Origin of the sequence: Thermosulfurimonas sp. F29, from assembly GCF_019688735.1 — a bacterium.
In the GTDB taxonomy this organism is placed as follows: Bacteria; Desulfobacterota; Thermodesulfobacteria; order Thermodesulfobacteriales; family Thermodesulfobacteriaceae; genus Thermosulfurimonas_A.
On record NZ_JAIFYA010000002.1, the window covers coordinates 468,619 to 492,109 of the forward strand.

The following is a 23,491-nucleotide window of genomic DNA, read 5'->3' on the forward strand; positions in this document are numbered from 1 at the left end:
TTTGCGGTTATTTTAGGCCCCCGGAGGGCGGATAGCTCAGTGGGAGAGCATCGGCCTTACAAGCCGGGGGTCAGAGGTTCGAATCCTCTTCCGCCCACCAGAATTTGGGTTATAATATAGAAGTGCCGGCGGGGCTGTAGTTCAGCACGGTTAGAACGCCGGCCTGTCACGCCGGAGGTCGCGGGTTCAAGTCCCGTCAGCCCCGCCATCTTTTTATGTCTATGACCTGGCCAGCGACTTTCCTCCTCAAAAAGATCCTGCTTTACCTCCTTTACCCCTCGGGGCTGGTTTTCGTCTTTCTGGTGGGGGTTAGTTTTTACGCCCTCTGGGGAAAGCGCCGGGGGCGAAGGCGGGCTCTCCTTTTCGTAGCCCTTATCCTCTATTACCTGTCGAGCACGCCCTTCCTTCCCTATTTTCTCCTCAAGCCGCTCGAGGCGGGTTTCAAGCGGCCCTCCCCCGAGGAGATGGCCGGAGTGCAGGCCCTGGTGGTGCTCCCGGCCCGGATATACGGTAAAGAAAATCTGAGTCTCGAGGAACGATTCAGTCGCGAGACCTGGGCCCGTTTCATGACTGCGGTAAGGCTGGCGCGGCGGATACCCGGGGCGGAGATCATAGCCGTGGGCGGTTCTCTGGAGGGACCGGGGTCGCGTTATCTGGCCGAACTGGGACGGGAACTGGGGGTCAGGGTGGTGGCGCTGGACGAGGCTCCGGACACCATCACCAGTGTAAGGCTTTTGCGCCAACGGCTCCGGGGCAGGAAGTTCCTTCTCGTCACCAGTGCCCATCACCTGCGCCGGGCCATCTACCTCTTCAACCGGGCCGGTCTCCATCCCGTGCCCTATCCCGCGGTGTTCCTGTCCCATCAGGCCGACTTCCGTCCCTTTCATGTCCTGTATCTCCTGCCGGATCCCGTATATCTCGAGCTCACCAACGAGGCCGTCCACGAATATCTGGGCCTTTCCTTTTACCGATTGAGAGACCTCATCCTCGGAGGTGGGCATGGAGCGCCTTAAAAGTATTCTTGAGGCCTCGCACCGGGCCACCCGGAAGTTCATCGAGGCCGAGGGAGCCAAGATCCTGGCCCTGGTGGAAAAGACCCGGGAGACCTTTTCCCGTGGTGGAAAGCTCCTTATCTTCGGAAACGGCGGAAGCGCCGCCGACGCTCAGCATCTCGCCGCGGAACTGGTTAACCGATTCAGACGGGAGAGGGCTCCGCTTCCGGCCCTGGCCCTTACCACCGACACCTCCATCCTCACCGCGGTGGGAAACGACTACGACTTTGCCCTGATCTTCGTGAAGCAGATCGAGGCCCTGGGACGGCCCGGGGACATAGCGCTGGGCATAAGCACCAGCGGACGGTCGGAAAATGTGATTCGGGCCCTGGCCCGGGCCAGGGAGATAGGGCTTTACACGGTGGGACTCACCGGGGGCGACGGCGGAAACCTTCCCGAAGTAGCGGATCTGGTTCTCACCGTTCCCTCCCGGGAAACCCCGCGTATTCAGGAGGGGCACCTTCTCTTTCTGCACATCTTTGCCGAGCTCCTTGAGGAGGCGTGTTTTGGCGAGGCCTGAGCCCCTGAGCTTTGAGGGACTGCGCACCTATTCCCTTCGCGAGCGTCCCAGCAAGGTTTCGGTGGAAAAGCTGGGCCGGGCCTTTGAGGCCGGTCTTTCCTTCCGGGACTTCTTGAAGAGTCTTCCCCGGGAGCTGGCGGCCCGGGATCTTCTGGAGGTGGCCCGGCGGGTGGTGGAGGCCCGACGAGGGGGGCGTCCCTTCATAGTGGCCTTCGGGGCCCATGTCGTCAAGGTGGGAGCCGCTCCCTATCTCATCTCCCTTATGGAAAAGGGGTTGCTCACGGCCCTGGCCACCAACGGGGCCTCCATGGTGCACGACGCGGAGCTGGCCATGTGCGGCAACACCTCCGAGGATGTGGCCCGGGCCCTGCGTGACGGAAGCTTCGGAGCGGCCCGGGAGACCGGGGAACTCCTCAACGAAGCCGCCCGCCTGGCCAGGGAGACCGGGGGACTGGGACGGGCCCTGGGAAAACTCATCGCCGAATCGGACTTCCCCTATCGAAAACTCAGTCTTTTCGCCAGGGCCTACGAGCTGGAAATTCCGATAACCGTCCATGTGGCCCTCGGCACCGACATAGTCCACATCCACCCCTCGGCCAGAGGGGAGCACATCGGGGAGGCCACCTTCCTGGACTTTCGGATCTTCTGCCGGCTCGTCTCGGAGCTCGAGGGAGGTGTCTTTTTGCTGGCCGGTTCGGCGGTGCTCCTTCCGGAGGTCTTTCTCAAGGCCCTTTCCGCGGTGCGCAATCTGGGTTATCGGGTGGAACACTTCACCACCGTCAACTTCGACTTCATTCGCCAATATCGCCCCTTAACCAATGTGGTGCATCGCCCTACCCTTTCGGGGGGAAAGGGTTATAGTATTACCGGACACCACGAGATCCTTATTCCGCTCCTTTACGGAGCCATTGTGGAGATGTGGGAGGGCGGCCATGCCGATCTATGAGTTTGAATGCGAGGCCTGCGGGGAGACCTTTGAGGAGCTCGTCTTCGGCTCCACCGAGGGAGTGAAGTGTAAAAAGTGCGGAAGCGACCGGGTGCGGCGGCTCATGTCCGCCTTCGGTTTTCGTAGCGGAGGGAAGTTCGTAAGCAGCTCCGGGGCCGGGGGAGCCTGCAGCGGTTGCGCCGGAGGCACCTGCAGCACCTGTCACTGACGGGGGCTGAAAGCCCCCTTTTTAAGTAAGCGCCTTCGGGGGCGGCGGAAAGGGAGTTATCGGTGAAAAGGGTACTTCGGATAGGCACCAGGGGAAGCAAGCTGGCCCTGGCGCAGACGGGCTGGGTGGCCGAAAACATTCGTAGGCGTTTTCCCGGGATAGAGATCGAAACCGTCATCATTAAAACCAAGGGAGACAAGATTCTCGATGTGCCTCTGGCCAAGATAGGAGGCAAGGGGCTTTTCGTAAAAGAGATCGAGGAGGCCCTTCTCAGGGAGGAAATCGACCTGGCGGTGCACAGCCTGAAGGATGTGCCCTCGGAACTTCCGGAGGGCCTTGAAATAGCGGTCATCCCTTCCCGGGAGGATCCCCGGGATGTGTTTATCGGGCTGACGGCCCGGTCCCTGGAGGAGCTGCCTCGGGGGGCCCGCGTGGGCACGAGCAGTCTTCGCCGGAAGGCCCAGCTCAGGCGGTTGCGTCCCGATCTGGAAGTCCTGCCCCTCCGGGGCAATGTGGACACGCGCCTGCGGAAGTTGAGGGAGGGGCAGTACGAGGCCATTCTACTGGCCGAGGCCGGGCTTAAACGGCTGGGGCTTGCCGTAGAGAGGACCCCTCTTTCCCCGGAGGTCATGCTTCCGGCCGTGGGGCAGGGGGTGCTGGCCCTGGAAATCCGTTCCGGGGACGCGGAGACCAGGTCTCTCGTATCCTTCCTGCACGACGAGGGCACGGCCCTTTGTGCCAGGGCGGAAAGGGCCTTTCTCCGGCGGCTCGAGGGGGGGTGTCAGGTGCCCCTTGCCGCCCACGCGGTCCTTAAGGGAAACGAACTCCTGGTGGAAGGCTTCATCGCCGACCCGGAGGGGGAACGGTTTTACCGGGAGGGGGTCCGTGGCTCCCCGCGGGAGGCCGAGGAGCTGGGGACCATCCTGGCCGAACGCCTTTTAGCCCGGGGGGGGCAGGCCATTCTGGAGGAGCTCCTCACATGAAAAAGGGGAAGGTCTATCTGGTCGGTGCGGGGCCCGGTGATCCGGGGCTTATCACCCTCAAGGGTATAAAGGCCCTCGAACGGGCGGAGGTGGTGATCTACGACTACCTGGCCAATCCCCGGCTTCTTTCCCATGTGCCCGAGGAGGCCGAACGAATTTATGTTGGGAAAAAGGGGGGGCATCACACCCTTTCTCAGGAGGGGATAAATCGTCTGCTGGTGGAAAAGGCCCTTTCCGGGCGCACGGTGGTCCGCCTCAAAGGGGGAGATCCCTTTATCTTCGGACGGGGCGGTGAGGAGATCGAGGCCCTCCTTGAGCACGGCATTCCCTTTGAGGTGATCCCCGGGGTGACCTCGGCCTTTGCCGTTCCGGCTTACGCCGGCATTCCGGTCACGCATCGAGACTACACCTCCACCCTGGCACTGGTTACCGGGCACGAGGCCGAGGGCAAGGAGGATTCCGCCATCGACTGGACGGCCCTCTCCCGCATAGGAACCCTCATCTTTCTCATGGGAATGAAAAACCTTCCTCGGATCTGTGAAAATCTCAGGAAAAACGGTCGGTCTCCGGAAACCCCCGTGGTGGTGATTCAGTGGGGAACCACCCCCCGACAGCGGGTGGCCGAGGGTACCCTTGAGGACATCGTGGAACGGGTGAAGGAGGCGGGTCTTTCGGCCCCGGCCATCATTCTGGTGGGAGAGGTGGCCCGACTGAGGAAGCGCTTTCGCTGGTTCGAGGCCCGACCTCTTTTCGGAAAGAGGATCGTCGTGACCCGGACTCGCGAACAGGCCAGTAAGCTGGTGGAGAGTCTGGAAGCCCTGGGGGCGGAGTGCCTGGAGATTCCCACCATCAGGATTGTTCCTCCGGAAAGCTTTGAGCCTCTGGATGCGGCCTTGCGGGAAATAGAATCCTTCGACTGGGTGATATTTACCTCGCAGAACGCGGTCCGGTACTTTCGCGAAAGACTTTACGCGGCGGGGAAAGACGCCCGGAGTCTTTCCCGGGCCCGGATCGCGGTGATTGGCACGGCCACGGCCCGGGCCCTGGAGGATGTGGGGCTTAAGGCGGACCTGATACCCGAAGAGTTTCGGGCCGAGGGGCTGGTGGCGGCCTTTGAGAGAGTAGACCTTAAGGGACGAAGGATACTTCTTCCGCGGGCGGAGGTAGCCCGGGAGATCCTTCCCGAGAGGCTCCGGGAGATGGGGGCCACGGTGGAGGTGGTGCCGGCCTATCGAACCGTGCTTCCCGAGGAGTCCCGCAGGGCCCTGATTTCGGCCCTGGAAGAGGGAGTGGACATGGTGACCTTCACCAGCTCCTCCACCGCGCGGAATTTCTTCCGGCTAATCGAGGGGCGAGAGAGGCTGCTCGAGAATGTGGTCCTGGCTTCCATAGGCCCCATAACCAGTCAGACCCTCCGGGATCTGGGTTATCCACCGGCGGTGGAAGCACGGGAATACACCATAGCCGGCCTGGTGCGGGCCATTTTGGAATATTTTTCTTGACAGGCCGACCAGGGGTGGTATTTTAAGGGACGGGTGGGCCGCTAGCTCAACTGGTAGAGCAATGGACTCTTAATCCATAGGTTCCAGGTTCGAGTCCTGGGCGGCCCACTAAATTCTCGGTTTCTTCAAGATTTACGGAACACACTAATTGAGACCACTTCTCAACAAGACTTCTGGTGACTGTCTGGTGACTGCCTCTTGAAACCTTTGACTATCAAGGCTTTCCAGAGGGACTTTTAGGGACTTGTTTGGGGTTTTGAAAGTTCGATTCCCGATTTTGGGCGATTATTCGGAATTTTTCTTGCGGCGATAATCGGTGAGAGAGACCACCTTGGTGGGTGAAGAGAAGATGGATTCCACCATCTCAGCCCTGAGCCGGGCGTAGCGTCTGGTGGTCTGTGGAGACTTATGTCCCAGGGCAGCGCCAACCTCTTCGTAAGAATACCCGCCCCTCAATCTCTGCATGGCAAAACTATGCCGGATAGCAGCGTAAAGAGAAATGTTAATCCCGGCTTTCTTGCACGCCTCTTTCCATATAGCCAGCAATCTCTTGTAAGGATAGGCTATCCACCTGTTCCGGTCTCGATACGAAAAAACAAACATCGAACGCTTGTTCCGGGCTTGTTCTTCAATTATCTCTCGGATGCGCCCCACAAGCGGTATCACCTTCGGGGCTTTCTCTTTCGGCGTCTCTACCAGCCGGTCCAGAGAAAAAGACCGGTGAATGATGGCGTAGCCCTCTCTCAGGTCCACGGCGTCCCACATAAGCGCTCGCAGTTCCCCTATCCGAAGCCCGGTGAGGAACCCGAACTCGATGATAGGACGGTGTTCCGGCGGGATGTGGGACAGGATGAGGGCTTGTTGTTCGGGTGAAAGCCATCGGATAGGCGGTTCCTCCGGTTTAATCTCGTGGTCCGGAAAAGTGGGAAGCTTCTCTATCCGGTCAATCCTCTTGAGCCAGTTGAAAAAAGCCCGCAGTTCCACAAAACATTTCTTGACCGAGCTTTTTGAAAGCCCGGAATTAAAAAGGTCTTCCATCAGCTTGTGAAGGTGATAACCCCTAATGTCCCGAACGTCTAAAGTTCCCAGAGCCGGAATGAGCCGGTTCCGAAACCAGCTTTCCTTCGCCTGGAACCCTGCCGGGGACATAACCTTTTTCCGCTCGGACAAATACTGCTCGGCCAGATTCTTGAAAAGGAACTCTTCCAGTTGTGACCGAACCCACTTGCTGGGGTCAAACGTCCCCTGGTCAATCTCGTATTGAATCAAAGCCGCATACTTTTTCGTAGAATGGTAGTCAGAAAATGCATCCCCCCGGTTGTTGCAAAATATCCGATACCGGTGACCGTTAAGGTAAAAGTCAAGATAGTATTTAGCGGGTTTCCCCTTACATTTCGGACACACAAAGCCGTAGGCGGTCTCTTTAAAAGCCTTGCGACACTTGGGACATTTGCTCGGCTTGGGACGGATTCGCACCGTCTTCCCTCTACGAGACGGCCTCTCTGCCTCTGCTAGCTCTATCAGCCGTTCTAGCAAATCCTGTGGAAGCTTGTCAATCACCCCGTAACCTCGCCGTGGTCGCTTTTTCTTTCCTTTTAGGTCGCCCTTATATTGAAGAAAAAGAAGGACACGGGATGGGAAAAAAGAGAGTAGAGGCACCCTGGCGTGGTTGACAGATTTGTGAGCCGACGCCTTCTTTTCCATCTGAAGGCCCCAAACCCGGAGAAGAAAAACCATGCGCAGGATCGCCTTCGAGCCGAAAGACCTTTTCCGCTTCGAACCCATTGTCGATCGGAACGGACGTTGCTGGGGAGTCGAAGTGCTTTTTCACTTTCCGTGGTTGCCCAATGCGGTCCTCTTCGCCCGCCCCAATCCGTCCCTGGAGAAGCACGTGTTCGACCTCTTCGCGAGGCACGTGCTTCCCGAGCTGAACGGACGGGCGCCTCGCTACACCTTCAACTTTTCGGTTCAGGCGCTCGTCGAGCACCGCAAAGCCGTGTCCAAAGCCCTTGAGCGCCACCCCCGCCTTTTGATCGAGATCACGGAGCACTCCGACCACAATGACGAACGCCTTCAAAGCGAACTGAAGGCCCTAATGTCCGACTTCAGCGGCCGCTTTCTGCTGGACGACTTCCTTTCCGGTCCGAAGGCTCCGGACCGGCTGAACGCCCTGGAGCCTCACCTGGCGGCCCTGAAGATGGATCTGGACTCGGCCAGGCGTTGCTACGTGCGCACACAGATCCCCCTCATCCTCGAAAGAATCGAAACCCCTGACGATCTCCGGGAAGCCAAACACCTGGGCGCCCAGTACTACCAGGGACGCCTGTTCGACATCCTCTCCCCCGTTCCCCGCTCCTCCTGAGAACGACACCGATGTCCGGAAAGAGAAACGAAAGGTTCAATCCCCCGGTTTCGTCCTCCGCAACCAGGATCATGGCTTTCCGCTGGTACGGAGGAAAGTTTTCGCACGTGGACTGGATCGTTCCGTTGCTACCCCCTGCCTTCCACTACTGCGAGCCGTTCGGAGGGTCCGCCGCAATTCTGCTGAACAAGGAGCCCTCTCCGGTCGAAACCTACAACGACATAGACGGAGATCTGGTCAACTTCTTCAGAACCCTGCGGGACAAACCCGAAGAGCTCATCAGGAAACTCTATTGGACGCCCTTTTCCAGGGAAGAGTTCCTGAAGGCCTGGGAGGCGCGGGGGAGAACCGATCTTGACGATGTGGAGAGGGCCAGGCTCTTTTTCGTTCGGGCTGAACAGGTTCGTCTCGGGCTTGCTCAGCGAGCCACCCCCGGACGGTGGGCCTGGTGCAAACTTACGAGCAGGCGAGGCATGTCGGGAGCGGTTTCCCGCTGGATTTCGAGAATCGAGGCGCTCTGGCTGGTGGCCGAAAGGCTCAGAACGGTCCAGATAGAGCATGACGACGCCCTCGAAGTCATCAAGAGATACGACAGCCCGGACACCCTGTTCTATCTGGACCCCCCTTATGTGCATGAAGCGAGAAGCGATCCCAACGCTTACGGAAACGAAATGGATGCGGCCGATCATGAAAGGCTGGCGCGTCTCTTACGTCAAACGCGGGGAAAGGTGGCGCTTTCCGGCTACAATTCCCCCCTCATGGAGGACCTCTACGGCGATTGGCCCAGGGTGGAAGCACCGGAAAGAACCATTCAATCAAGCAAGGGCAAGCGAAGGGAAGTTCTGTGGGTGAACTACGCCTTGGAGGAGATACCGAATTGTGGACAGGTTGTCGATCGGCTCAGAGCCAAAGGATTTGTTTTCAGGAGTTTTTGATTTTCTACCCGTAGAGACGGAAGACAAATGCTGCTTTTCTTTTTCAGGCGGCGATGGCGATCGAGCTGAAACGGTGTCCGATTTGCGGCGAAAAACGCTTTGTTTTCCTGGAGGCCGGATGCTGTTTCGACTGCGAAGCCGAGTATATAGTAACCGGCAAACCGAAACTTCCCAGGAGAGGTTCACCGATGCCCGGCCGATGCCCGGAAAGAAAGAAAGACGAAAACAGGAAGCCAACCTTGGAGAACCCGGTTCTGAAACTGGACTTCTCGGAATACCCGGAGATTTTCGACCGGCTTTGCCGGGCCGCCCGGGCTGATTTTCGCACGCCGGAGCTCGAGGTCCTGTGGTTGCTCGATCAGCACCTTCCGCGGGACTCCGGCTAGATCCGCTTCCGCACCACCACTACTCCCCTGCGCTTGGCTTCGTACATGGCCTGATCGGCACGCTCAAGCACAGCGGAGGGTGTGTCCGCGGCAATCACGTTAGTCACCCCCGCGGCAAACGACAACCTGAACTTCACCTTTTCGCCACCACGCAAAGCGCACCTCTCCTGAACCTCGCCAAGATCATCGTGCAGCGACCGCACGAACCGCTCCGCCTGGTCCAGAGTCACATCCGCCAGAACCAGCACGAATTCGTCTCCGTATATGCGAAAAGCGTGATCCTTGCCTCTGAGGTTTCTCAACAAAAATTCCGCAAACCTTCGCAGCAGAAAGTCTCCCGCCTGGTGCCCACAGGTGTCGTTGATTTTTTTGAAACCGTTCAGGTCCAGAAAGACCACGGCGAAGTCCTGCCGGAAAACACGGGGATGCACGTCTTCGTTAAAGTACAGTTCGAAGGCGCGACGGTTCCAGAGACCGGTGAGGTCGTCCCGCAGCAGCTCCTCCCGGAAGGCATCCACCGTGTCGCGCAGGTTCCGCATGCGACTCCGCAGGGCATCGATTTCGGCGGAAGACACCAAGGCTCCGCGCGCCATGCGATTGAGCACATTCAACGTTTCCTCGATCAACTCCAGCAGTTCGAATGAAGCGGACGCTTCGGGCTGCGAACGCTTCCGCATCTCCTCGAAAGCGCGGAAGTAGACTTCCGGAACGGGCGTCTTACCGCCCTTGAGAAGATCCAGAAAGACGCGCCAACACAGAATCAACTCCCTCCGCTTCTCCAAAAGGAGCGTCTCCAGTGCGCTCATCGCAGGTTCCCTCCTCGCAATAATCAGGTTCCAACCTTAAGCCGCCAAATTTCCCAGAGAAGCGACAGAACAAAAACGATTTCGTAGGCACGGATTCGGCGGAACAGTTCGTCGGCCCCGCGGCCGAAACCGAAAAGTCCGAAGGCGAAGATCGAAAGCGGAAAGATCATGGGGTTGGTTCTGAAGGCCGCGGCGATCCTGCCCTGAAGGAGAAGGCGCACGGCGTCGGTCATGCCGCAGCCCGGACAGGGATGTCCCGTTAAAGTCCGCACGGGGCAGGCCCACGGCAGTTCGAACCGGGAAAGAAACATCTTCCCGGCAACGAGAACCAGGACGAATGCGGCGGTTCTCAACAAAACCCTTCGGATCATGCGCGGTTTTTCCCTTCGACGGCTGAAAGGATTTCGTTTATTTCGTGTTGTTGGAGGGCGTCCGTCAGGATTCCCAGGGAGATGAGGGCGAGGATTAGAGACAGGGCAGGCAGGCTTTCGGAGGGCTCGAGATCGAAACGGCGTCGAACCTCCACAATGCGTTTGCCCATGACGTATTCGTGGTACAGGTTGTAGAGACCGCAGGTCAGCACGGTGAAAAGAAGCCAGCGTCCGAAGGAGAACTCCTTCCGGCCCAGGAGAACGTTCATCGTCCGCATTTGCAGGTACTGCCAGTACAAATCCCAGAGACCGCAGGTGAGGAAGGTGAGAACGACATGTTTAGCGATCGATTCGGGCCGCATCGCCGACCTCCTTTTCGAGAGTTTTTGTTTCCCGGAAAAGAAAAGCGGAAACGAAAGGTTCGCCGCAAGCCAACTAACGACACAGACACATCATGAGCCGGGTTTCTCGCCAGAGTCCGCGGGCGTGCGTTTCGGCCTGCCGAAGGGCGGGACCGTAAACGGCTTCGGCTTCCCGGTTCCGTCGGTAAATGCAGGCGTAACCGTTTTCGATCATCCACTTGCCGAAATCGAGGTCCGGAGGGATTACGATTCGGGCGAGGAGTCGTCCGTAGTAGCCCCTTCCCTCCGGGATCACCTCCACCACGCGCCGGTCGAGCAGGCGCATGGCCGCAAGAGAGGCTTCCCGTCCGAGGCGCCGGATGCTTTCGGCATCCACATGGCATCGCCTGGCGTCACGGCTGAGCTTCCTTGAGGGGAACTTCTCCGGGGTGTCAATGCCCCAAATTCTTACCTTCACCCGACGACCGGATGCGAGGTTTTTGACCCACACCGTGTCGCCGTCCACGACGCGCAGGATCCGGGCCCGGAAGGGGCGGATGGGGAGGTTTTCGTCCGAGGCGAGACCCGGCGACGCGGTAAGGGACAGCCAGAGGGCGGCGATCAAGATCAGGACCGCTCCACGGTCCGGTCCCGCTGAGACTCAGGTCGAACCGCACGAGTGCCGCGGTTCTCTACGGTCCGCGGATCGGTCAACCGCCCACAGAAAAACGACGAAACTTAACAGAGCGCCGAGGCCGAAGAAGAGAACGGCGAACCAGTCGGTCATGTGTCTCCTCCTTGTCAGTATCGGTTTTAAGAATTGCACCGAGTTTCTTAAGAGAAACGGAAGTTTCCATCAAGGGGACGCAGCGCTCTCCGGTTTCGGTTCGTTCGATCCGCATCAGGGTGAACCTCGCCCGTCTCCGATCGAGGACGAACTGAAGGAGGGTCCCGTCGTCTCCCACCGGGACGGTGTCGCCCGCGGCAAGAAGCGTCCGGTCGCGATCAAGGTCTCGCATGGCCTGCACAAGGCGTCTGCGGCCCTCGGAGCCAAGGATGGTGAGAAGTTCCTCGATATCAAGCCCGTTCTTTTCGGCGCTCACGGCACTCCTCCCGCGGCGGTCAGCCGAAACAAACTTTCTCCAACGCTTTAACCGTAACCAAGACGATGGTAATGACACCGATAAAGATGATCGGGTCGATCATGCAATTAAGTTTCTGGCAGATCGGGTTTCTTGGTTTAAAAAGAACTTAGCCCTGCGAAAACCGAACGATCTTGGAACGGGAATACTTTGATCTTAGGGAAATCGTCCGTGGTTTCAGCGGTGGTTAGCCGCGGGAACAGAAAACAGGGCCAAGCGGCAGTCTCCCGCGGTGGTCAACCGAAAAACAGTCTCGCCAGAACTTCGGTTCCGGCTATGACGGCGGACAAAGGCGGCGATGGAGGGAGAAGACTCCGGCCTTAAAGCCGGGGAGGAGACCGCTACTATCCGTTCGTTCCCTTCGCAGGAAGCGTCCTGCTCCGCCCTTTAGGACGTGATTGACAAGTCACTATTCCCTCGTAAGACCTTCGTAAGAGGACAAGAAGCATTTCGAATACTCTCTGCGAAGTCTTTACCTCCTCAAATATTCAAGTTACTTTAGTAGAGTATTCTCAAAAAAGGAGGAAAGATAAAGTGAGGGGTGTTCTCGTTTTTTTATTTTGTTCTTTTTTTCTTTGGGTAGGTAGTGCCGGTGCTGCAGAGCGACTCTTGGCCGGAGGGATGTGATTCTATGTCTGCGACGGCAACACCGGATGCCGGCAATAATCCGCGGGAAAAATATGTTTCTCCTGCGGAACAGTTCCAAAACTCATCAGGGAGGCGTGTTATGAAGAAAAGTTTGCTTTCAGGGGTGTTGGGGTTTGTGTTGGTTCTGGCCTTTTTCATCGCGGGCATCGCTTCGGTTCGGGCGGCGACTCTTGATCTGAGCGATCCCGAGACCTGGGAGTTCTACGGACGTGTCTTCGGCGAGCCCGGGGAAACGGGATTCCTCTTCGGAGGAATGGAGGATGATCACATTAGAAAGTGTCGTCCCGCGTGGTGGGCGGGACCGGCGTATAACTTTGCCATCCCGAAAAAGGCCTTTCGTGCTCCCTTTGATCTGAAATTCCGGGCCCAGTTCTTCGACACCGATGTGGGTTTCAACGCCTTTTACCTTGCTTGCGTGGATCCCGCCAACTTTCGCCTGCCGGAGGATTGTCAGGGTGAGATGATACCGGGACAGGTCGACATGCCCTTTGAGCTTACCCTGGGCAACGCCTGGAATCAGCCTGAGGATCAGGTCTGTGTCTCCCTGGGGACCGGCCACTACGACTGGACCTGTCAGAGCGAGGACGGAGTGCGCTTTGCCGCCGGCGAGTTTCACGACTTTGAGGTGAAAATGACCGCCGACAACACCGTTCAGGTCTTCGTGGACGGACATCTGCTCAAGAGCACCCGGGTGGAACCCTGTCCCACCGGCTGGTATCTTCTTGTGCTTCGTTCTTACGATGCGCAGGCCGACTTCATTAACGGCACTATGGAGGCGCAGGCTCTGGTCGGCCCCGGAGAATACGGCAACGAAACTCACGAAACTCCCGGAGAAACGGGAAACGAAACGGAAAACGCCTGTGTTCCCGAACATCCCGAGGGGTGCGGCACGCCTCTGGAGTGCGCGGCCGCGAACGGATTCTGGTGTAACGGCACCTGTCAGGCGGAGCCCTGCAACGGTGGTGATTATCAGGCCGGTTTCGAGGAAGGGAAGCGGTGGTGCCGGGAGCATCCGCAGGAGTGTGGTCTTCCCTCCGTCTGTGAGGAACCGCAGTCCGTTCAGGATATATTGCGGAACATCTGCGCCGCCCGGGTCCTTATAGAGGGAGCCTTCCCGCACGAAAGGTTGATTCTTAAGATTCCCTGTGTGATTGTTTACGGTGATGATGGAAAGCCGGTGAACTACCGGGCGCTCCTCAACATCAACCAGACTCCGGAGGGGCGAATCTTCCTGGATGTGGGAGGCCTCCAGAGCGGAATCCCGCACCGCTCCGAGCAGTAATCTCTCCGAAAATCAGAGGGGGGGTAATCACACCCCCCCCTCTTTTTTTAAAGGGGCCGGAGGTCAACTATCTCCTCTTCTTAAGGAATCCACGTCGTCAATCTCTCAGTCGCGTCCCATTCGCGGCGGAGGTTCTGAGGGGATTGTCCCGCCCTGAGCACGGTGCAGATGACCATCCACAGAGGCAACTCCTCCGGCGAAGACCAGAAAAGCGAACGGTCCGCGCCGTAATCGCGCCAGCGGACCGGCTGAAGGTCTCCGGGTTCGTGAAGGGTTGCCGCTTCCGCAGTAGCTTCCGAACTCAGGGCCTCGGAAAGCAAAATGCGTATCAGTGTTTGATACCCTATTCCCATCCGAGAAGCTCGTCTCCTTAGCCTTACCAGCAATTCTTCCGGCAGCCTAACGGTAACTTTGCGGCTAGGCATTGTATGGATATTGTACATACCGCAAAATCGCCGGGCAACACTGAGGTGTTCCTTCGCAAGGAATCAACGGGCGGGCCTTTCTGTCAGATCCGTCCTCCGAAAGTGGCACTTAAGGCATCCCCTCAGCTCTTCGGCTCCGCCGCACCGGATGAGCACTGTCCTCAGATCATGACAGTCGAAGCAGTCCGCCCCGCAGACGGAATGAGCGTTCCTAACCGCAGGCCCGGAAGTCAACCGACGATGACAGTCCGTACAGGTTTCGACCGCCGCGTGGCGGGCGTCCCGCGGAATCCTGTGGCAAAGGCGACAGTCCGAGGCACAGGAAAAGGCCGGGGAAAACAGGCCGACCGAAAACAGGCCTGCAACAAACAGCAGAAACAGGAATTTTACCAAACAATTTAAAAACATCGCTTCGGCTTCGCCTTATACGGGGTTACTATTAGCTTTTTCCCTTCGTATTCGATTTCCACCGGAATTTTCGCCGTCCAGGCCGCGCTTAAGATGAGCCCAACCGTGTAGTGTTCGTAATTATGTTTGCACAGACGTTTGCGCATGGGAGCAGGAAGTCGCCGTTTGAGTTCGGGAACATCCACCGGGATACGGATGTACACTTTATCCTTGATGAGACCGTACTGCCTGCGAATGAGATCCGGTGGAACCACGGAGGACACAATGGGAAACCAAGGGCTGGAGCGAAAACGGTTGCGTTTGAGCACCCCCGTGCGAGAGACTTTTTTCCCTCTGACTGTCGGACGACGACCACGCCTCAAAATGGACATGGAGCGTTTGGTTAGTTGCCGTGCGGTCTCATGCGATATTTGCAGCTTTTGCGCAATTGCTTTGTAACTGAAACCCTCCATGCGGAGCCGCAGAACTGTGCGCTCGAAAGTATTGAGCAACTTTTCAGCCTGATGTTGAAGCAGACAGCATTCATCCACTTGCGTGGCAACGGCTAAGCTATCAAGCCGGTCAAGAGCGGCTCCGTCCGTATCATCGTCAGCGGGGTGGAAAAGATCCTCCAGGTAGCTGGTCCTACAAGTCCGGGGAAGGTACTTGCTGAGCACATGCGCTCCGGCGAACGTGCGCACCTTCCTCGACACGGGCAAATTCTTCTCCGAAACGTACCGCCAGAGAAACAGGGCCAACTCCTGCTCTAGGTCTTCCTGATACGGTGCAAGCGCCGGAAAACGCTCTACCAGAGAACGGGCATCGGCCCTGGCGAATTTGAGAACCATGTCCATTGGAGAAAAGCATCTCATCATCTAAACTCACACTACCATTTCCCCCCACCCGGAGATCTTTTCACGCTACCCTCACCCTTTTCTTTGGTGGACAGATGTGTGCACTATAGCTATGATGTTGCGCCACCGTCCGTCGCGGGTAGCCTTTTCGAACACCGTGGCGAGCTCCTTTAGGAATGACTTCGTCGTCGCAGAACGATACAGTTCGAACCGAAAGCGTCCGGAGAGCCGTGCAAAAAGCGGCCAAGCAGCAAAGAAGTCGTTCATTCGCATAGCATCAACGAGGTTTCCGCAGAGGTCGGTTATCGGGGTGCGATGCTCGGAAACGGAAGCACGGGAATAGAAGGTGTCTTTCAGCCAGACGATCTGAGAAATGCCGTACGGGTAGGTTCCCCAGATAGCTTTGGAAAGGAAAACCAGATGGAGCTTCTCGAAGCCATCCCGCAGGGCATTTCGAGCACGCGCGATGACATCCGGATTACGGACTCTTTCGGCGGCAAGCAGGTCCCGCCAGGCCATGGTCAGTTCGGCCGGAACGGTCCACAATTCGGATAGCCCCGGAGCGCCCGGCCAATCCGAACCGAAGATCCGTCTTCCGCACCGGACCGCCGCGGCGACGGCCTCCGCGAAGGCGGCTTCCTCTTCCATTCGCTGAGGATCCCACTTCTCATTTAGCGCGGACAGTAGGTGCGCAACATGCACGACCAGCTCGGAACAGGTTCGACCGAACTCCGGTTCCTCCTCAACATCGTTCTCCGATTCGGACAAGACACTCCACTTCCGCTGAAGTCTCTCAAATGTGCTCTTAAGGTCGGGAAAAATCTCATCGGGAGGAGGAGGGGAGGACGCAACACCGTGAAAAATGTCAATGACATGCCACGTCGCCTCTGAGAACAGGCGGTCCAAAGCCATTATGGATCGGATCGCGTGAAAGTTTTCAAAAAAGTCTTTCATAAGTGTTTCTCCTTTCTTTTTTATTCCGGCGGCGCCACCCACATCCGCCACTTGCGCCAGCCGTCTTTCTCCATTTTTTCCTCGTCCACGCCGAAAACGCCAATGTAAAGCACCACGCCCCTTTTTTCGTCCAGGTGAAACCGCAGGAACCCGAACCGGTCGCTTCCCGCGTAGTCGGCGAGCCAGAAGGCCGGATGGAAAAGCCCTTCCTCGCAAAGGACGTTCATCTTTTCCGCGAGCTCCCGGCCCATCTTCGTGCGGCAATTCACCACGAGAGTCCAGGGGTCGGTCTTCGACAGGCGAAAGGGCGTCCGCCTAAGAACCGATTCGTCCTCGATCGGTTCCGTGAGGGCCACCCTGTCCGGACCGACCAGCTTCAGGTTTTCCCGCAGGGGTTCCGGGAGTTTTTCTTTGACCAGGGAAAACAGTTTCTCTCGGGCCGCAACCGCACGGTCGTAGGCCCGGAAGATTTCTTTCTTGACCTTTTCCGGTGGCTCGAAGACCGGGGCCGAAAGGACTTCCGGGATCACGCCCTGGAGACCCTCGATTACTGCCTCCCTGAACTTCGGGGTCTTCGCCGCAAGCTCCACCAGGGCCCGGAAGTCCTCCGGCTTGAAGTGGACGCTTCCGATCCGGGCCTCCTTCACGTTTTGCACCTCGCCGAGAACCCGGAAGGGAAGAACCAGAAAGAGGTTCTCATCTGGATTTCTTTTCTCCGCTTCCGCTCGGGCTTCGGGCTTCAAAGCCGCGAGTCGAGCCCGATCCATGTAGTAGATTGCCGCTCCACCGCCGCAGCCGTTGGGCATGATTGCTTCCTTGAGAACATCCGCAACGTCCGCAATGTGGATGTTCTCTTTCCGTTCGAGGCGTTCACCGATCGGATCGCGCCCGTTCTCCGCCTGCCACACCAGGATCTCGGCCCGAAGACAGGTGGCCGGGATTTCCGGGTCGAAAGGCGGTTCGGTGAAGTAGAAACGGGGAGTATGTTTCGCCATGATGGACCTCTTGTGTGCCGTAGTTTTTAAGGTAGAAACCGAATGTTTCTCCATTTTCATTTATGCCAGTCTGTCCCAATTCCGAACCAATGCAAGTAACAGTTCAACTCGATAAACATTGTCGTCCAAAGGAAGTCTTATTTCTCTCCAAGTCCGCGCTGCGGCTTCAAGAAGAACGCCCGCGGGTATTTTGAGTATTTCGGCGAGCTTGACAATCTTTTCGGGGGCTGGAGGGTTGCGTCGTCCACGTTCAATATCTGAAAGATAAACGACCGACCAGCCCATCATTCCCGCCACATCCGAAAGACGAAGCCCTGCGTGTTTTCTGGCCTCGCGAAGCGCGACTCCAAAGGGAGTCATTTCTCCACCGTCTCCCCCTCCAAAATTTACAAGGAAGGCGTTACAGGTTCCGCTCTTTTTTGCCTTTCCAAACGCTTTTGCAACAGGTGTTTCGGGACCAGCACCACCGCCAGGTAGCCGTCCGCTCCGCCGAAGACAAAACTCCGAAGAGAGGAAAACTTCGTTCGGTCTGCTATGCCCAGCTCTTCACAGAACCGGGTCCCATCAAAAAGCCCCCGCCCAGTAGCGATAAAAACCAGGTTGTCCTCAAAATCAAGTTTTAAGCGCTGTATTTTCATGATTCACCTCCCTTTTGGACTGTAGCCGTTAAATCTTCCACATACGGATTCACCCCCAGCGCATGGGTGAGCACCTGGCCGGTCTTGATCTCGATGTCCTCAAGGCTCATCTCCCCGGCATAAGGTTGCATCATCTCGGCTAGAGCCCTGCGGAATTCCTTGTTCCGCCGGAAAATCTTCTCCTCCGCCCGCTTGTCTATCTCGAAAACGAAATGGACTCCCCCGCACGGTGTGGAGCAGGCGTAGCGGAGGTTTTCGAGAAGTCCGATCTCTCCGAACCGGGCCCCGGCTTCCGCCGCAAACTTCCTGAGCAACGGAAGCTCAACCACACCCGGTGTGTCCACATCCACCAGCACGAACTTCGGTCGGCCCCGCTCCCGTGTCGACCGATGAACCGCCGTGATCCACTCCTTGTCCAGGTGCTGAAGAAAAGCGAGGTCTGAGGAGGAAAGCCTCTCCTTCCCCGCTGAGGCCGTTCTGACGAAGAAATCCGAAAGCTCCTTAAATAGCAACGAAGCTCCCTTGAAAAGACTCCGCGGCTCGAAGGTGATAAGCAGGGAGATTCCGTCCGGAAAAACGGTGGAAAGCACCTCGACCGGCCACTCGCGGTCCCGGACACGTTGGGTTTTGAACATGAGGCCTTCGAGAAAGGTTCTGGTTTTATCTGCAAACCGGGATCGCTCGCCCGCAAGGACCAGGCGGTTGAGGCAAATTTCCTTGCCGCTGACACGCCCACTGTGAGAAAGCCCAGTTTCTCGCACAAAGCCAGTTCGTTTTCCATGCGTCCGTCCTCAATGAGGACGAAATGACCATCATCCATGGCTGCAAGTGCCTGTTCTTCCAGGTGCTCGACCCAGAAGTTCGGATCGCGCCGCCGTACCACGTCCGTCCCCACCCATTGCATGAGCCAGCGCCAGGTGGCGGGGACCCCGCCGGATACCCGCCGCTCAAGCTCGGCCCGCTCGCCCTCATCGAGCCCGGGAAGACCCGCCGCAATGAGGAAATTGTTCAGTCGTTCCACGGCGGCGGGTGAAAAATCTACTGTTTCGGCTTTCTTGAGTTCCTCATCCGAGAGGGGGCGAAACGGATCCGCAAGGAGTTCCCGGCAAAGCTCCTTGAGTGCACCGGCGAAGGCGAGCCGGACGGTGTTGCGACTGCCGAGGTCCCACAGCTCCCACTCCACCATGGAAGCCAGGGTGGACTTGCCGGAACGCTTGTGACCGAAAAAGGCGACGCCGGGAAACCTCGGTTTCATTGTGGTCCTCCTTTTTGGGGTTTGCCTGGATAGACCTCGATGAGCCGCCGAAACAGCTCATCTTCGAAGACGGCCAGAGATTTCTCATCCGTCGGCGGCGCGAGCTCCTGCGCAAGCCGCATCATCCACCGGTTGTCCTCTTCGCCGTCCGGCCCCCAGATCCTGCGGTATTCGCCCTTTTTAAGCCCCATCTCCTGCCGGAACCGGTTGAGGACATTTTTCCCGAAGTAGAGTTTCGCTAGATCTTCGAAGGACAATCCGACGATTCCGGTGAGCCGGGCCAGGTCCTGAACGACACCGTTTGCCGAACAGAAAAAGGTTTTCGCGATGAGTATCTCGACGGCCTCAAGCACCCGCTCTGCGCTTTCCGCACCCTCGGAAACGCAGGGATTGTCGAGATGACGCTCGATTTCTGGAGCGAGCCGGAACGCCCACTCGGCCACGGTGTAGGTTTTCCGCAGGTACTCGGAGTCATGCCGCTCCTGAAGCGCCCATGAGATCCAGAAGTGCCAGATGTCCACCACTTCAAGCCTCGCGTTGTCCCAATTCGGTTCGCCCGTCGCCCACCACTTCCAGGGAAGGCTGTCGATCAGCTCCGCACACTCCTGCCGGATCGCCCGCGGCCAGGGGAAACCCCTTTTCTCCCATTCTGGGTCGATCTGGCGGTTGAGCTCGGCTTGGCGCTCGAACATCAGTTTCAGGATCGAGGCGATCTCAGACATTGACGCCCTCCTTGTTTTCTTCGTTTTCTTCGCCGACTATCAAGCGGTACACATCGGTTACTTTTTTGTCGGGATGATGCACCTAGCACTCTTCAAGTGTCCTGAGCCGCGCCGCAAGCACTTTGCGTTCCACACCGCAAATGTCTTTTCAAAATTTCTCTGGCTCTCTTTTCACACATTGCGGGATCGAACACGGGCAACCTTTCTCCTCTTTCCCATGCCTCGCGTGCCTCTTTCGGGCTGGCGTATTCCTCGGTCCGGTACCGACAGTCGGTAACGACATAGAGCCACCGGGGGCTTAAGTGAGGACCTCTGTCTACAGGTATTACGATTGGGCGATCAAGCATGGCTTACCTCCTTCTCACAGTCTTTTTTGTCATTCCTTTTTGTGCTTTTGACTCCTTTGATTCCCCATCCACTCTAGGGGTTCCTCCGCGCCGATAACAACCTGACCGCCTCCTCCGCCACCCTCAGATGCATGCGCCTTATCCGCTCGAACTGCTCGAATTCGTTCAACCCGGGCACATGCTTGCGCCAGGCGAACTCTCCGCACAGGTCGTCGAGGTACTCGATCAGACGCCCGGCGCGATCCCGCGGAATGGCTCCTCCCTCGGCGAGCTGTCCCAGAGCGATCAAAAACTCCAGGTGCAGATACCGCTGGGGTTTTTCGCGGAAACTCCATCCCCACCCGAAGTACTCCACCAGAGGCGAAAGCGCCCGGAGCAGGTGTTCGCCTCGTTTCTGCCAGTATGGGGTCTCACCACTGATTCGATTACCGATTTGCATGGTCCTTCCCCCCTTAGCAATAGTCTCTCATGGCCTTCGCCCGCCAGGGACAGCTGGAACACTCTGGCTCGAAACCCTGGCGGAAACCTTTCTTTTTCGAAGCTTTTTCCCTGAGCAACGGGGAAAACAGAATGGCTTTCGACAGCAACGCAAATACCAAGACGGTTAGCGATCCGAGTGCAAAAACGGCAAGATATTCCATTGACCTCTCCTTTCTCTCCTTAAGTACAGCTTTTGGAGCCCTTCCTTTTTGAAAGGATTTTCCTCAAAACTTCGATAACCTTGATTGCCACATCTTCTGTGAAATTGTCCCACTCGCGAGCGATGAGGAGGAAAAGTTCGCGTCTGGAACCGGAGCCTTCCAGAGGAAGCGACACGAACCCCCAATCTTTTGCCGCGGCTTCTAAAAGAACCCCTGCAGGAACTCCGACTATCTGTGCGAGTTTCAGCATCATTTCCGGTTTTGGAGGATTCCTGCGTCCACGCTCGACATCCGAAAGGTAAACGATCGACCACCCCATGGCCTCGGCCACATTTTTGAGGGTAAGTCCGGCGTTCTTTCTGGCTCTACGCAAAGTTTTTCCGAACAAAGACATGGCAGTATATCCATCGTCCTCCTCGATCCGCTCTATTCTCAACTTTTTCATTTCTTCCAGAGATTGCTCGATTACCACCGGCTCCACCGGCCCTCGACCTGCTTCAAGTATCCTGGAAACCTCCTCCGGTTTGAGCCTGCGCTCACGGTCAAATATGAGGAGTATGTTACGGTTGGTGAAAAGACTTTTGGCCACTTCCTCAAAAACTTTTTTGAGCCTTAGAGCTTCAATTTCCTCAGGAAAAAGACCGGGGTCAGCACTCACGCACATGACGCACCTCCTTTATTTTTTTTGAGTCCTTTCTCAGTCCATATACCCATCATCCTCCTCGATCCGCTCGATACGCCACTCCCTGAGCCCCTCCCGAATCACGCGCTTCTCCTCATCCCGGCGGTAACTTCCTTTTCCCTTCTTCGGGCGGTGAACTCCGCCGCGGGGAACGAGAGGCATACGATAACCCTCGATGTGCTTATCTTTGTCCATCACACACCTCCCTCTTAACCCTCCTGAACGCCTCGAGCCGTCCCTTGATCCTTTCCTCGATGAGCCTCTTCTCTATCCGAAGCTCCGACGGAAGCTCCTCGCCAATCCGATTGACCTCTTCGAGATGCGCTTCCGTCTCGGCAATCATTCGGTCCACCATCTCGCAAAACTTCTTCATCCGTGGCCTCCTCGCCGGTTTCATGCGTTCTTCTAAGCGTCTCGCCCAGCGGACAGCATCCGCTCGGCGCAAGAGGCTCCGTTTCTTCGGTCCCAGAATCGACGAAGCAGGCGGCGCGAATGTCCAGTTGCCCCGGCTCCGGGTTCCTTACGAATTCCCACTTCTTCCCAAAAAAACCGTCCGCCACGCACGCCGCCAGCACCCGCTCCACACCCGGCTCACCCAGCATGCACCGGGCCTCCCACACGGCCCGACGGGCACCGGGGAGGTCGTGGAAATCCTTGGTCCACAGGCGCATGGTTCCCTCTTTCTCGATCAAAGCGAGACCGAAAACGCGAGAACGCAAAAAGATGAGCAGCATGCCAGAAATTGCCGTGAGACTGACCAGGGTTGACAGTCCCGCAAGAGCACCCAGAAAAAACAACGACCGATTGAAATACCAGAGCTTCAAAATGACGAACGCAAAAATGGACCACGCAATACTCAAGAGAAACACCTGTTTGATCCGGTAAGGCAGGGACTCCTGGTACTTTGCGATGAAGGCTCCGAGGGAATCGAACCGATGCCTTCGCCTGTAAAACTCATACGCCTGAATGGCACCGACGACCCAGAAGGCCGCGGTGAAAACGAAGGCGTGACACATCAGAAATTCTTTAATCGTTTGAATCATGCCGCTCCTCCGGCGATGCGGTCGAACAGGGGAAGTACGCGGGCGCTTTCGGTCTTCCGGCTCTTTTGAGACAAGCGCCGCTCCGCAACCATGGCCACGGCCAGAGAAATTTCGTAGGGAATCATGGCTCTGAGCTCCTTACGATCGGGATGAGGCCAGAGTTTCGTTTTACCGTAAAACTTCCGATCATTTCCTACGAGTTTTTTCAGCTCGTCAAAGGGGAACCATCCCCACAGGTAAAAAGGCCCCAAACGGCAGGGGGCCTTGCCGAGCCACCTCTGAGCACCCCGCACATTTTCGAGAATCCATAGCTTCGGAGAAAGTTCCCGAACGATCCGGAAAACCTCCCAGACCAGGGAAAGGGCTTCCGGCGAGGGACGATCCTCTTCGTACCAGGGTTTTTCCGCCCGGGAGAATTCGTCGCAGGGTGGAGAAGCCCAGAGAAGATCCACCCTCTCCTCGCCGGGCCACCGATCCAGAAAGTCGCGCACATCGCAAAGAAAGTCCGGCGCGAACCTCGGATCCACGTCGACGGTGTACACCTGCCATCCGCGCTCGCGCATGGCACGCGAGGCGCCGCCCAGGCCGGAAAAAAGATCCAACATCACGAACATGTCTCCGCCCGTGTTTGCCGTTTTACGGTCCTTCCCGTCCTTTGATGCCGTGCGGAATCGGCGGACGGAACGGTCGAAGCCGTCTCCGGGTACTTCCGTCTCAGATAAGCCTCATGCCATTCCAGGATCCGTTGAACCCGCTTGAACCGCACCATCCTCTCCCACCGGGTGTGCGTCCGGTGGCCGAGAATGGCCAGCCCGCACCGGGGCATCTTCCGCTTGTTCTCGCGGTACCTGCGCTTCATCGTACGCCCGCTTCCCCCGCGCATTCCCGACAGGCCAGATGAGCCACGCCGTTCTCAACCCGCGGGAAGGCGTCCGCCTCGGACACGATGAGCCTTCCGCAACCGCGGCACAAAGGAAGCCTTCCCTCCCGCCGGGCCCGGCGATAAAGAGCCTGGGCTCGACGGCGCCGAATCCACGTGCGAATTTTCTCCGTCACCGCGCCGC

General features: G+C 57.6%; 33 protein-coding genes and 3 tRNA genes. 14 read left to right on the forward strand and 22 right to left on the reverse strand.

Annotated elements, in window-relative coordinates; translation table 11 throughout:
• The first annotated feature begins 25 nt into the window (after positions 1–25).
• The 9 genes from K3767_RS06925 to K3767_RS06965 all read left to right on the forward strand — a co-directional run bounded on the left by K3767_RS06925 (position 26) and on the right by K3767_RS06965 (position 5,319).
• Positions 26–100 (forward strand) — tRNA-Val (locus tag K3767_RS06925).
• Between the two features lie 30 nt (positions 101–130).
• Positions 131–208 (forward strand) — tRNA-Asp (locus tag K3767_RS06930).
• Between the two features lie 7 nt (positions 209–215).
• Entirely contained in the window at positions 216–1,013 is a 798-nt protein-coding gene (locus K3767_RS06935; RefSeq protein ID WP_221172838.1) for a YdcF family protein, read from the forward strand.
• Positions 1,000–1,572 carry an SIS domain-containing protein gene (locus tag K3767_RS06940; RefSeq protein ID WP_221172839.1) on the forward strand — a complete coding sequence of 191 codons (573 nt, stop codon included), beginning with the start codon at positions 1,000–1,002 and terminating at the stop codon, positions 1,570–1,572. The genes K3767_RS06935 and K3767_RS06940 overlap by 14 nt, the downstream gene beginning before the upstream one ends.
• Positions 1,559–2,518, forward strand: a complete 960-nt coding sequence (locus K3767_RS06945) for a hypothetical protein (protein WP_221172840.1) — start codon at positions 1,559–1,561, stop codon at positions 2,516–2,518. The genes K3767_RS06940 and K3767_RS06945 overlap by 14 nt, the downstream gene beginning before the upstream one ends.
• Entirely contained in the window at positions 2,505–2,726 is a 222-nt protein-coding gene (locus tag K3767_RS06950) for a zinc ribbon domain-containing protein (RefSeq protein WP_221172841.1), read from the forward strand. Before K3767_RS06945 ends, K3767_RS06950 begins: the two co-directional genes overlap by 14 nt.
• A gap of 62 nt (positions 2,727–2,788) precedes the next feature.
• Positions 2,789–3,709, forward strand: coding sequence for a hydroxymethylbilane synthase (gene hemC, locus K3767_RS06955; protein ID WP_221172842.1), 921 nt, complete (start codon positions 2,789–2,791; stop codon positions 3,707–3,709).
• Complete coding sequence (cobA, locus tag K3767_RS06960) at positions 3,706–5,211, forward strand: uroporphyrinogen-III C-methyltransferase (RefSeq protein WP_221172843.1); 1,506 nt, start codon at positions 3,706–3,708, stop codon at positions 5,209–5,211. The genes hemC and cobA overlap by 4 nt, the downstream gene beginning before the upstream one ends.
• 35 nt (positions 5,212–5,246) lie before the next feature.
• A tRNA-Lys gene (locus tag K3767_RS06965) sits at positions 5,247–5,319 on the forward strand.
• A gap of 177 nt (positions 5,320–5,496) precedes the next feature.
• Here the strand turns inward: K3767_RS06965 and K3767_RS06970 are convergent.
• Positions 5,497–6,687: a site-specific integrase gene (locus K3767_RS06970; protein WP_221172844.1), complete on the reverse strand. Its 1,191-nt coding sequence runs from the start codon at positions 6,685–6,687 to the stop codon at positions 5,497–5,499.
• Between the two features lie 259 nt (positions 6,688–6,946).
• Between K3767_RS06970 and K3767_RS06975 the strand changes: the two genes are divergently transcribed.
• From K3767_RS06975 to K3767_RS06985, 3 genes are read left to right on the forward strand one after another with little or no spacing between them, the layout of a single operon-like run.
• The gene (locus tag K3767_RS06975) at positions 6,947–7,573 is read left to right on the forward strand and encodes an EAL domain-containing protein (RefSeq protein WP_221172845.1); all 627 of its coding nucleotides are present in this window, start codon (positions 6,947–6,949) and stop codon (positions 7,571–7,573) included.
• Positions 7,574–7,584: 11 nt separating this feature from the next.
• On the forward strand, positions 7,585–8,508 hold the full coding sequence (locus tag K3767_RS06980; RefSeq protein ID WP_221172846.1) for a DNA adenine methylase: 924 nt from the start codon (positions 7,585–7,587) through the stop codon (positions 8,506–8,508).
• A 53-nt stretch (positions 8,509–8,561) separates the two neighbouring features.
• A complete protein-coding gene (locus tag K3767_RS06985; RefSeq protein WP_221172847.1) occupies positions 8,562–8,894 on the forward strand; it encodes a hypothetical protein in 333 nt (110 codons plus the stop codon).
• Here the strand turns inward: K3767_RS06985 and K3767_RS06990 are convergent.
• The 5 genes from K3767_RS06990 to K3767_RS07010 form a co-directional block, all read right to left on the reverse strand.
• Complete coding sequence (locus K3767_RS06990) at positions 8,891–9,700, reverse strand: GGDEF domain-containing protein (protein WP_221172848.1); 810 nt, start codon at positions 9,698–9,700, stop codon at positions 8,891–8,893. The two genes, K3767_RS06985 and K3767_RS06990, sit on opposite strands and share 4 nt — an antisense overlap.
• A gap of 23 nt (positions 9,701–9,723) precedes the next feature.
• Positions 9,724–10,053, reverse strand: a complete 330-nt coding sequence (locus K3767_RS06995) for a DUF2752 domain-containing protein (protein ID WP_221172849.1) — start codon at positions 10,051–10,053, stop codon at positions 9,724–9,726.
• Between the two features lie 14 nt (positions 10,054–10,067).
• The gene (locus K3767_RS07000; protein WP_221172850.1) at positions 10,068–10,433 is read right to left on the reverse strand and encodes a DUF4234 domain-containing protein; all 366 of its coding nucleotides are present in this window, start codon (positions 10,431–10,433) and stop codon (positions 10,068–10,070) included.
• Between the two features lie 73 nt (positions 10,434–10,506).
• On the reverse strand, positions 10,507–11,037 hold the full coding sequence (locus tag K3767_RS07005; RefSeq protein WP_221172851.1) for a thermonuclease family protein: 531 nt from the start codon (positions 11,035–11,037) through the stop codon (positions 10,507–10,509).
• A gap of 85 nt (positions 11,038–11,122) precedes the next feature.
• The gene (locus K3767_RS07010; RefSeq protein WP_221172852.1) at positions 11,123–11,515 is read right to left on the reverse strand and encodes a hypothetical protein; all 393 of its coding nucleotides are present in this window, start codon (positions 11,513–11,515) and stop codon (positions 11,123–11,125) included.
• A 766-nt stretch (positions 11,516–12,281) separates the two neighbouring features.
• Between K3767_RS07010 and K3767_RS07015 the strand changes: the two genes are divergently transcribed.
• A complete protein-coding gene (locus K3767_RS07015) occupies positions 12,282–13,484 on the forward strand; it encodes a hypothetical protein (RefSeq protein WP_221172853.1) in 1,203 nt (400 codons plus the stop codon).
• An 80-nt stretch (positions 13,485–13,564) separates the two neighbouring features.
• Here K3767_RS07015 and K3767_RS07020 read toward each other — a convergent pair whose 3' ends face one another.
• The 8 genes from K3767_RS07020 to K3767_RS12275 form a co-directional block, all read right to left on the reverse strand.
• Entirely contained in the window at positions 13,565–13,927 is a 363-nt protein-coding gene (locus K3767_RS07020; RefSeq protein ID WP_370630443.1) for a CopG family antitoxin, read from the reverse strand.
• Positions 13,928–14,307: 380 nt separating this feature from the next.
• Positions 14,308–15,150 (reverse strand): sigma factor-like helix-turn-helix DNA-binding protein, encoded by an 843-nt coding sequence (locus tag K3767_RS07025; protein WP_221172855.1) that lies wholly within the window; start codon positions 15,148–15,150, stop codon positions 14,308–14,310.
• A 72-nt stretch (positions 15,151–15,222) separates the two neighbouring features.
• Positions 15,223–15,918: a hypothetical protein gene (locus tag K3767_RS07030; RefSeq protein WP_221172856.1), complete on the reverse strand. Its 696-nt coding sequence runs from the start codon at positions 15,916–15,918 to the stop codon at positions 15,223–15,225.
• Positions 15,919–16,124: 206 nt separating this feature from the next.
• Positions 16,125–17,099, reverse strand: a complete 975-nt coding sequence (locus K3767_RS07035; protein WP_221172857.1) for a hypothetical protein — start codon at positions 17,097–17,099, stop codon at positions 16,125–16,127.
• Positions 17,100–17,159: 60 nt separating this feature from the next.
• Positions 17,160–17,459, reverse strand: coding sequence for a helix-turn-helix transcriptional regulator (locus tag K3767_RS12265; protein WP_221172858.1), 300 nt, complete (start codon positions 17,457–17,459; stop codon positions 17,160–17,162).
• 26 nt (positions 17,460–17,485) lie between these two features.
• Positions 17,486–17,737, reverse strand: a complete 252-nt coding sequence (locus tag K3767_RS07045) for a hypothetical protein (RefSeq protein WP_221172859.1) — start codon at positions 17,735–17,737, stop codon at positions 17,486–17,488.
• Entirely contained in the window at positions 17,734–17,871 is a 138-nt protein-coding gene (locus K3767_RS12270; protein WP_370630444.1) for a hypothetical protein, read from the reverse strand. The genes K3767_RS07045 and K3767_RS12270 overlap by 4 nt, the downstream gene beginning before the upstream one ends.
• Positions 17,872–17,933: 62 nt before the next feature.
• Positions 17,934–18,641 carry a hypothetical protein gene (locus K3767_RS12275; protein ID WP_370630449.1) on the reverse strand — a complete coding sequence of 236 codons (708 nt, stop codon included), beginning with the start codon at positions 18,639–18,641 and terminating at the stop codon, positions 17,934–17,936.
• On the opposite strand from K3767_RS12275, the gene K3767_RS07055 reads away from it, so the two are divergent.
• Complete coding sequence (locus tag K3767_RS07055) at positions 18,543–18,770, forward strand: hypothetical protein (RefSeq protein WP_221172861.1); 228 nt, start codon at positions 18,543–18,545, stop codon at positions 18,768–18,770. The genes K3767_RS12275 and K3767_RS07055 overlap by 99 nt on opposite strands.
• Before the next feature lie 218 nt (positions 18,771–18,988).
• Here the strand turns inward: K3767_RS07055 and K3767_RS07060 are convergent, their stop codons facing one another.
• The 8 genes from K3767_RS07060 to K3767_RS07095 form a co-directional block, all read right to left on the reverse strand.
• Positions 18,989–19,714: a dUTP diphosphatase gene (locus K3767_RS07060; protein WP_221172862.1), complete on the reverse strand. Its 726-nt coding sequence runs from the start codon at positions 19,712–19,714 to the stop codon at positions 18,989–18,991.
• Positions 19,715–20,134: 420 nt separating this feature from the next.
• Entirely contained in the window at positions 20,135–20,500 is a 366-nt protein-coding gene (locus K3767_RS07065; protein ID WP_221172863.1) for a hypothetical protein, read from the reverse strand.
• 221 nt (positions 20,501–20,721) lie between these two features.
• On the reverse strand, positions 20,722–21,366 hold the full coding sequence (locus K3767_RS07070; protein WP_221172864.1) for a helix-turn-helix domain-containing protein: 645 nt from the start codon (positions 21,364–21,366) through the stop codon (positions 20,722–20,724).
• Between the two features lie 33 nt (positions 21,367–21,399).
• On the reverse strand, positions 21,400–21,579 hold the full coding sequence (locus K3767_RS07075; RefSeq protein WP_221172865.1) for a hypothetical protein: 180 nt from the start codon (positions 21,577–21,579) through the stop codon (positions 21,400–21,402).
• Positions 21,580–21,593: 14 nt separating this feature from the next.
• The gene (locus K3767_RS07080; protein ID WP_221172866.1) at positions 21,594–22,427 is read right to left on the reverse strand and encodes a hypothetical protein; all 834 of its coding nucleotides are present in this window, start codon (positions 22,425–22,427) and stop codon (positions 21,594–21,596) included.
• A complete protein-coding gene (locus K3767_RS07085) occupies positions 22,424–23,032 on the reverse strand; it encodes a DNA cytosine methyltransferase (protein ID WP_255592355.1) in 609 nt (202 codons plus the stop codon). The genes K3767_RS07080 and K3767_RS07085 overlap by 4 nt, the downstream gene beginning before the upstream one ends.
• The gene (locus K3767_RS07090; protein ID WP_221172868.1) at positions 23,032–23,286 is read right to left on the reverse strand and encodes a hypothetical protein; all 255 of its coding nucleotides are present in this window, start codon (positions 23,284–23,286) and stop codon (positions 23,032–23,034) included. The genes K3767_RS07085 and K3767_RS07090 overlap by 1 nt, the downstream gene beginning before the upstream one ends.
• Positions 23,283–23,483 (reverse strand): hypothetical protein, encoded by a 201-nt coding sequence (locus tag K3767_RS07095; RefSeq protein ID WP_221172869.1) that lies wholly within the window; start codon positions 23,481–23,483, stop codon positions 23,283–23,285. Before K3767_RS07095 ends, K3767_RS07090 begins: the two co-directional genes overlap by 4 nt.
• Positions 23,484–23,491 lie beyond the last annotated feature (8 nt).

Coding starts and splice junctions, on each gene's coding strand:
- K3767_RS06935 (WP_221172838.1), top strand. CDS start 216: ATGTCTATGACCTGGCCAGCGACTTTCCTCCTCAAAAAGATCCTGCTT.
- K3767_RS06940 (WP_221172839.1), top strand. CDS start 1,000: ATGGAGCGCCTTAAAAGTATTCTTGAGGCCTCGCACCGGGCCACCCGG.
- K3767_RS06950 (WP_221172841.1), top strand. CDS start 2,505: ATGCCGATCTATGAGTTTGAATGCGAGGCCTGCGGGGAGACCTTTGAG.
- cobA (WP_221172843.1), top strand. CDS start 3,706: ATGAAAAAGGGGAAGGTCTATCTGGTCGGTGCGGGGCCCGGTGATCCG.
- K3767_RS06975 (WP_221172845.1), top strand. CDS start 6,947: ATGCGCAGGATCGCCTTCGAGCCGAAAGACCTTTTCCGCTTCGAACCC.
- K3767_RS06980 (WP_221172846.1), top strand. CDS start 7,585: ATGTCCGGAAAGAGAAACGAAAGGTTCAATCCCCCGGTTTCGTCCTCC.
- K3767_RS06985 (WP_221172847.1), top strand. CDS start 8,562: ATGGCGATCGAGCTGAAACGGTGTCCGATTTGCGGCGAAAAACGCTTT.
- K3767_RS06990 (WP_221172848.1), bottom strand. CDS start 9,700: ATGAGCGCACTGGAGACGCTCCTTTTGGAGAAGCGGAGGGAGTTGATT.
- K3767_RS07000 (WP_221172850.1), bottom strand. CDS start 10,433: ATGCGGCCCGAATCGATCGCTAAACATGTCGTTCTCACCTTCCTCACC.
- K3767_RS07015 (WP_221172853.1), top strand. CDS start 12,282: ATGAAGAAAAGTTTGCTTTCAGGGGTGTTGGGGTTTGTGTTGGTTCTG.
- K3767_RS07020 (WP_370630443.1), bottom strand. CDS start 13,927: ATGTACAATATCCATACAATGCCTAGCCGCAAAGTTACCGTTAGGCTG.
- K3767_RS07025 (WP_221172855.1), bottom strand. CDS start 15,150: ATGGACATGGTTCTCAAATTCGCCAGGGCCGATGCCCGTTCTCTGGTA.
- K3767_RS07035 (WP_221172857.1), bottom strand. CDS start 17,099: ATGGCGAAACATACTCCCCGTTTCTACTTCACCGAACCGCCTTTCGAC.
- K3767_RS12265 (WP_221172858.1), bottom strand. CDS start 17,459: ATGACTCCCTTTGGAGTCGCGCTTCGCGAGGCCAGAAAACACGCAGGG.
- K3767_RS07045 (WP_221172859.1), bottom strand. CDS start 17,737: ATGAAAATACAGCGCTTAAAACTTGATTTTGAGGACAACCTGGTTTTT.
- K3767_RS12270 (WP_370630444.1), bottom strand. CDS start 17,871: ATGATGCAACCTTATGCCGGGGAGATGAGCCTTGAGGACATCGAGATC.
- K3767_RS07055 (WP_221172861.1), top strand. CDS start 18,543: ATGACCATCATCCATGGCTGCAAGTGCCTGTTCTTCCAGGTGCTCGAC.
- K3767_RS12275 (WP_370630449.1), bottom strand. CDS start 18,641: ATGCAATGGGTGGGGACGGACGTGGTACGGCGGCGCGATCCGAACTTC.
- K3767_RS07060 (WP_221172862.1), bottom strand. CDS start 19,714: ATGTCTGAGATCGCCTCGATCCTGAAACTGATGTTCGAGCGCCAAGCC.
- K3767_RS07065 (WP_221172863.1), bottom strand. CDS start 20,500: ATGCAAATCGGTAATCGAATCAGTGGTGAGACCCCATACTGGCAGAAA.
- K3767_RS07070 (WP_221172864.1), bottom strand. CDS start 21,366: ATGTGCGTGAGTGCTGACCCCGGTCTTTTTCCTGAGGAAATTGAAGCT.
- K3767_RS07075 (WP_221172865.1), bottom strand. CDS start 21,579: ATGGACAAAGATAAGCACATCGAGGGTTATCGTATGCCTCTCGTTCCC.
- K3767_RS07080 (WP_221172866.1), bottom strand. CDS start 22,427: ATGATTCAAACGATTAAAGAATTTCTGATGTGTCACGCCTTCGTTTTC.
- K3767_RS07085 (WP_255592355.1), bottom strand. CDS start 23,032: ATGTTGGATCTTTTTTCCGGCCTGGGCGGCGCCTCGCGTGCCATGCGC.
- K3767_RS07090 (WP_221172868.1), bottom strand. CDS start 23,286: ATGAAGCGCAGGTACCGCGAGAACAAGCGGAAGATGCCCCGGTGCGGG.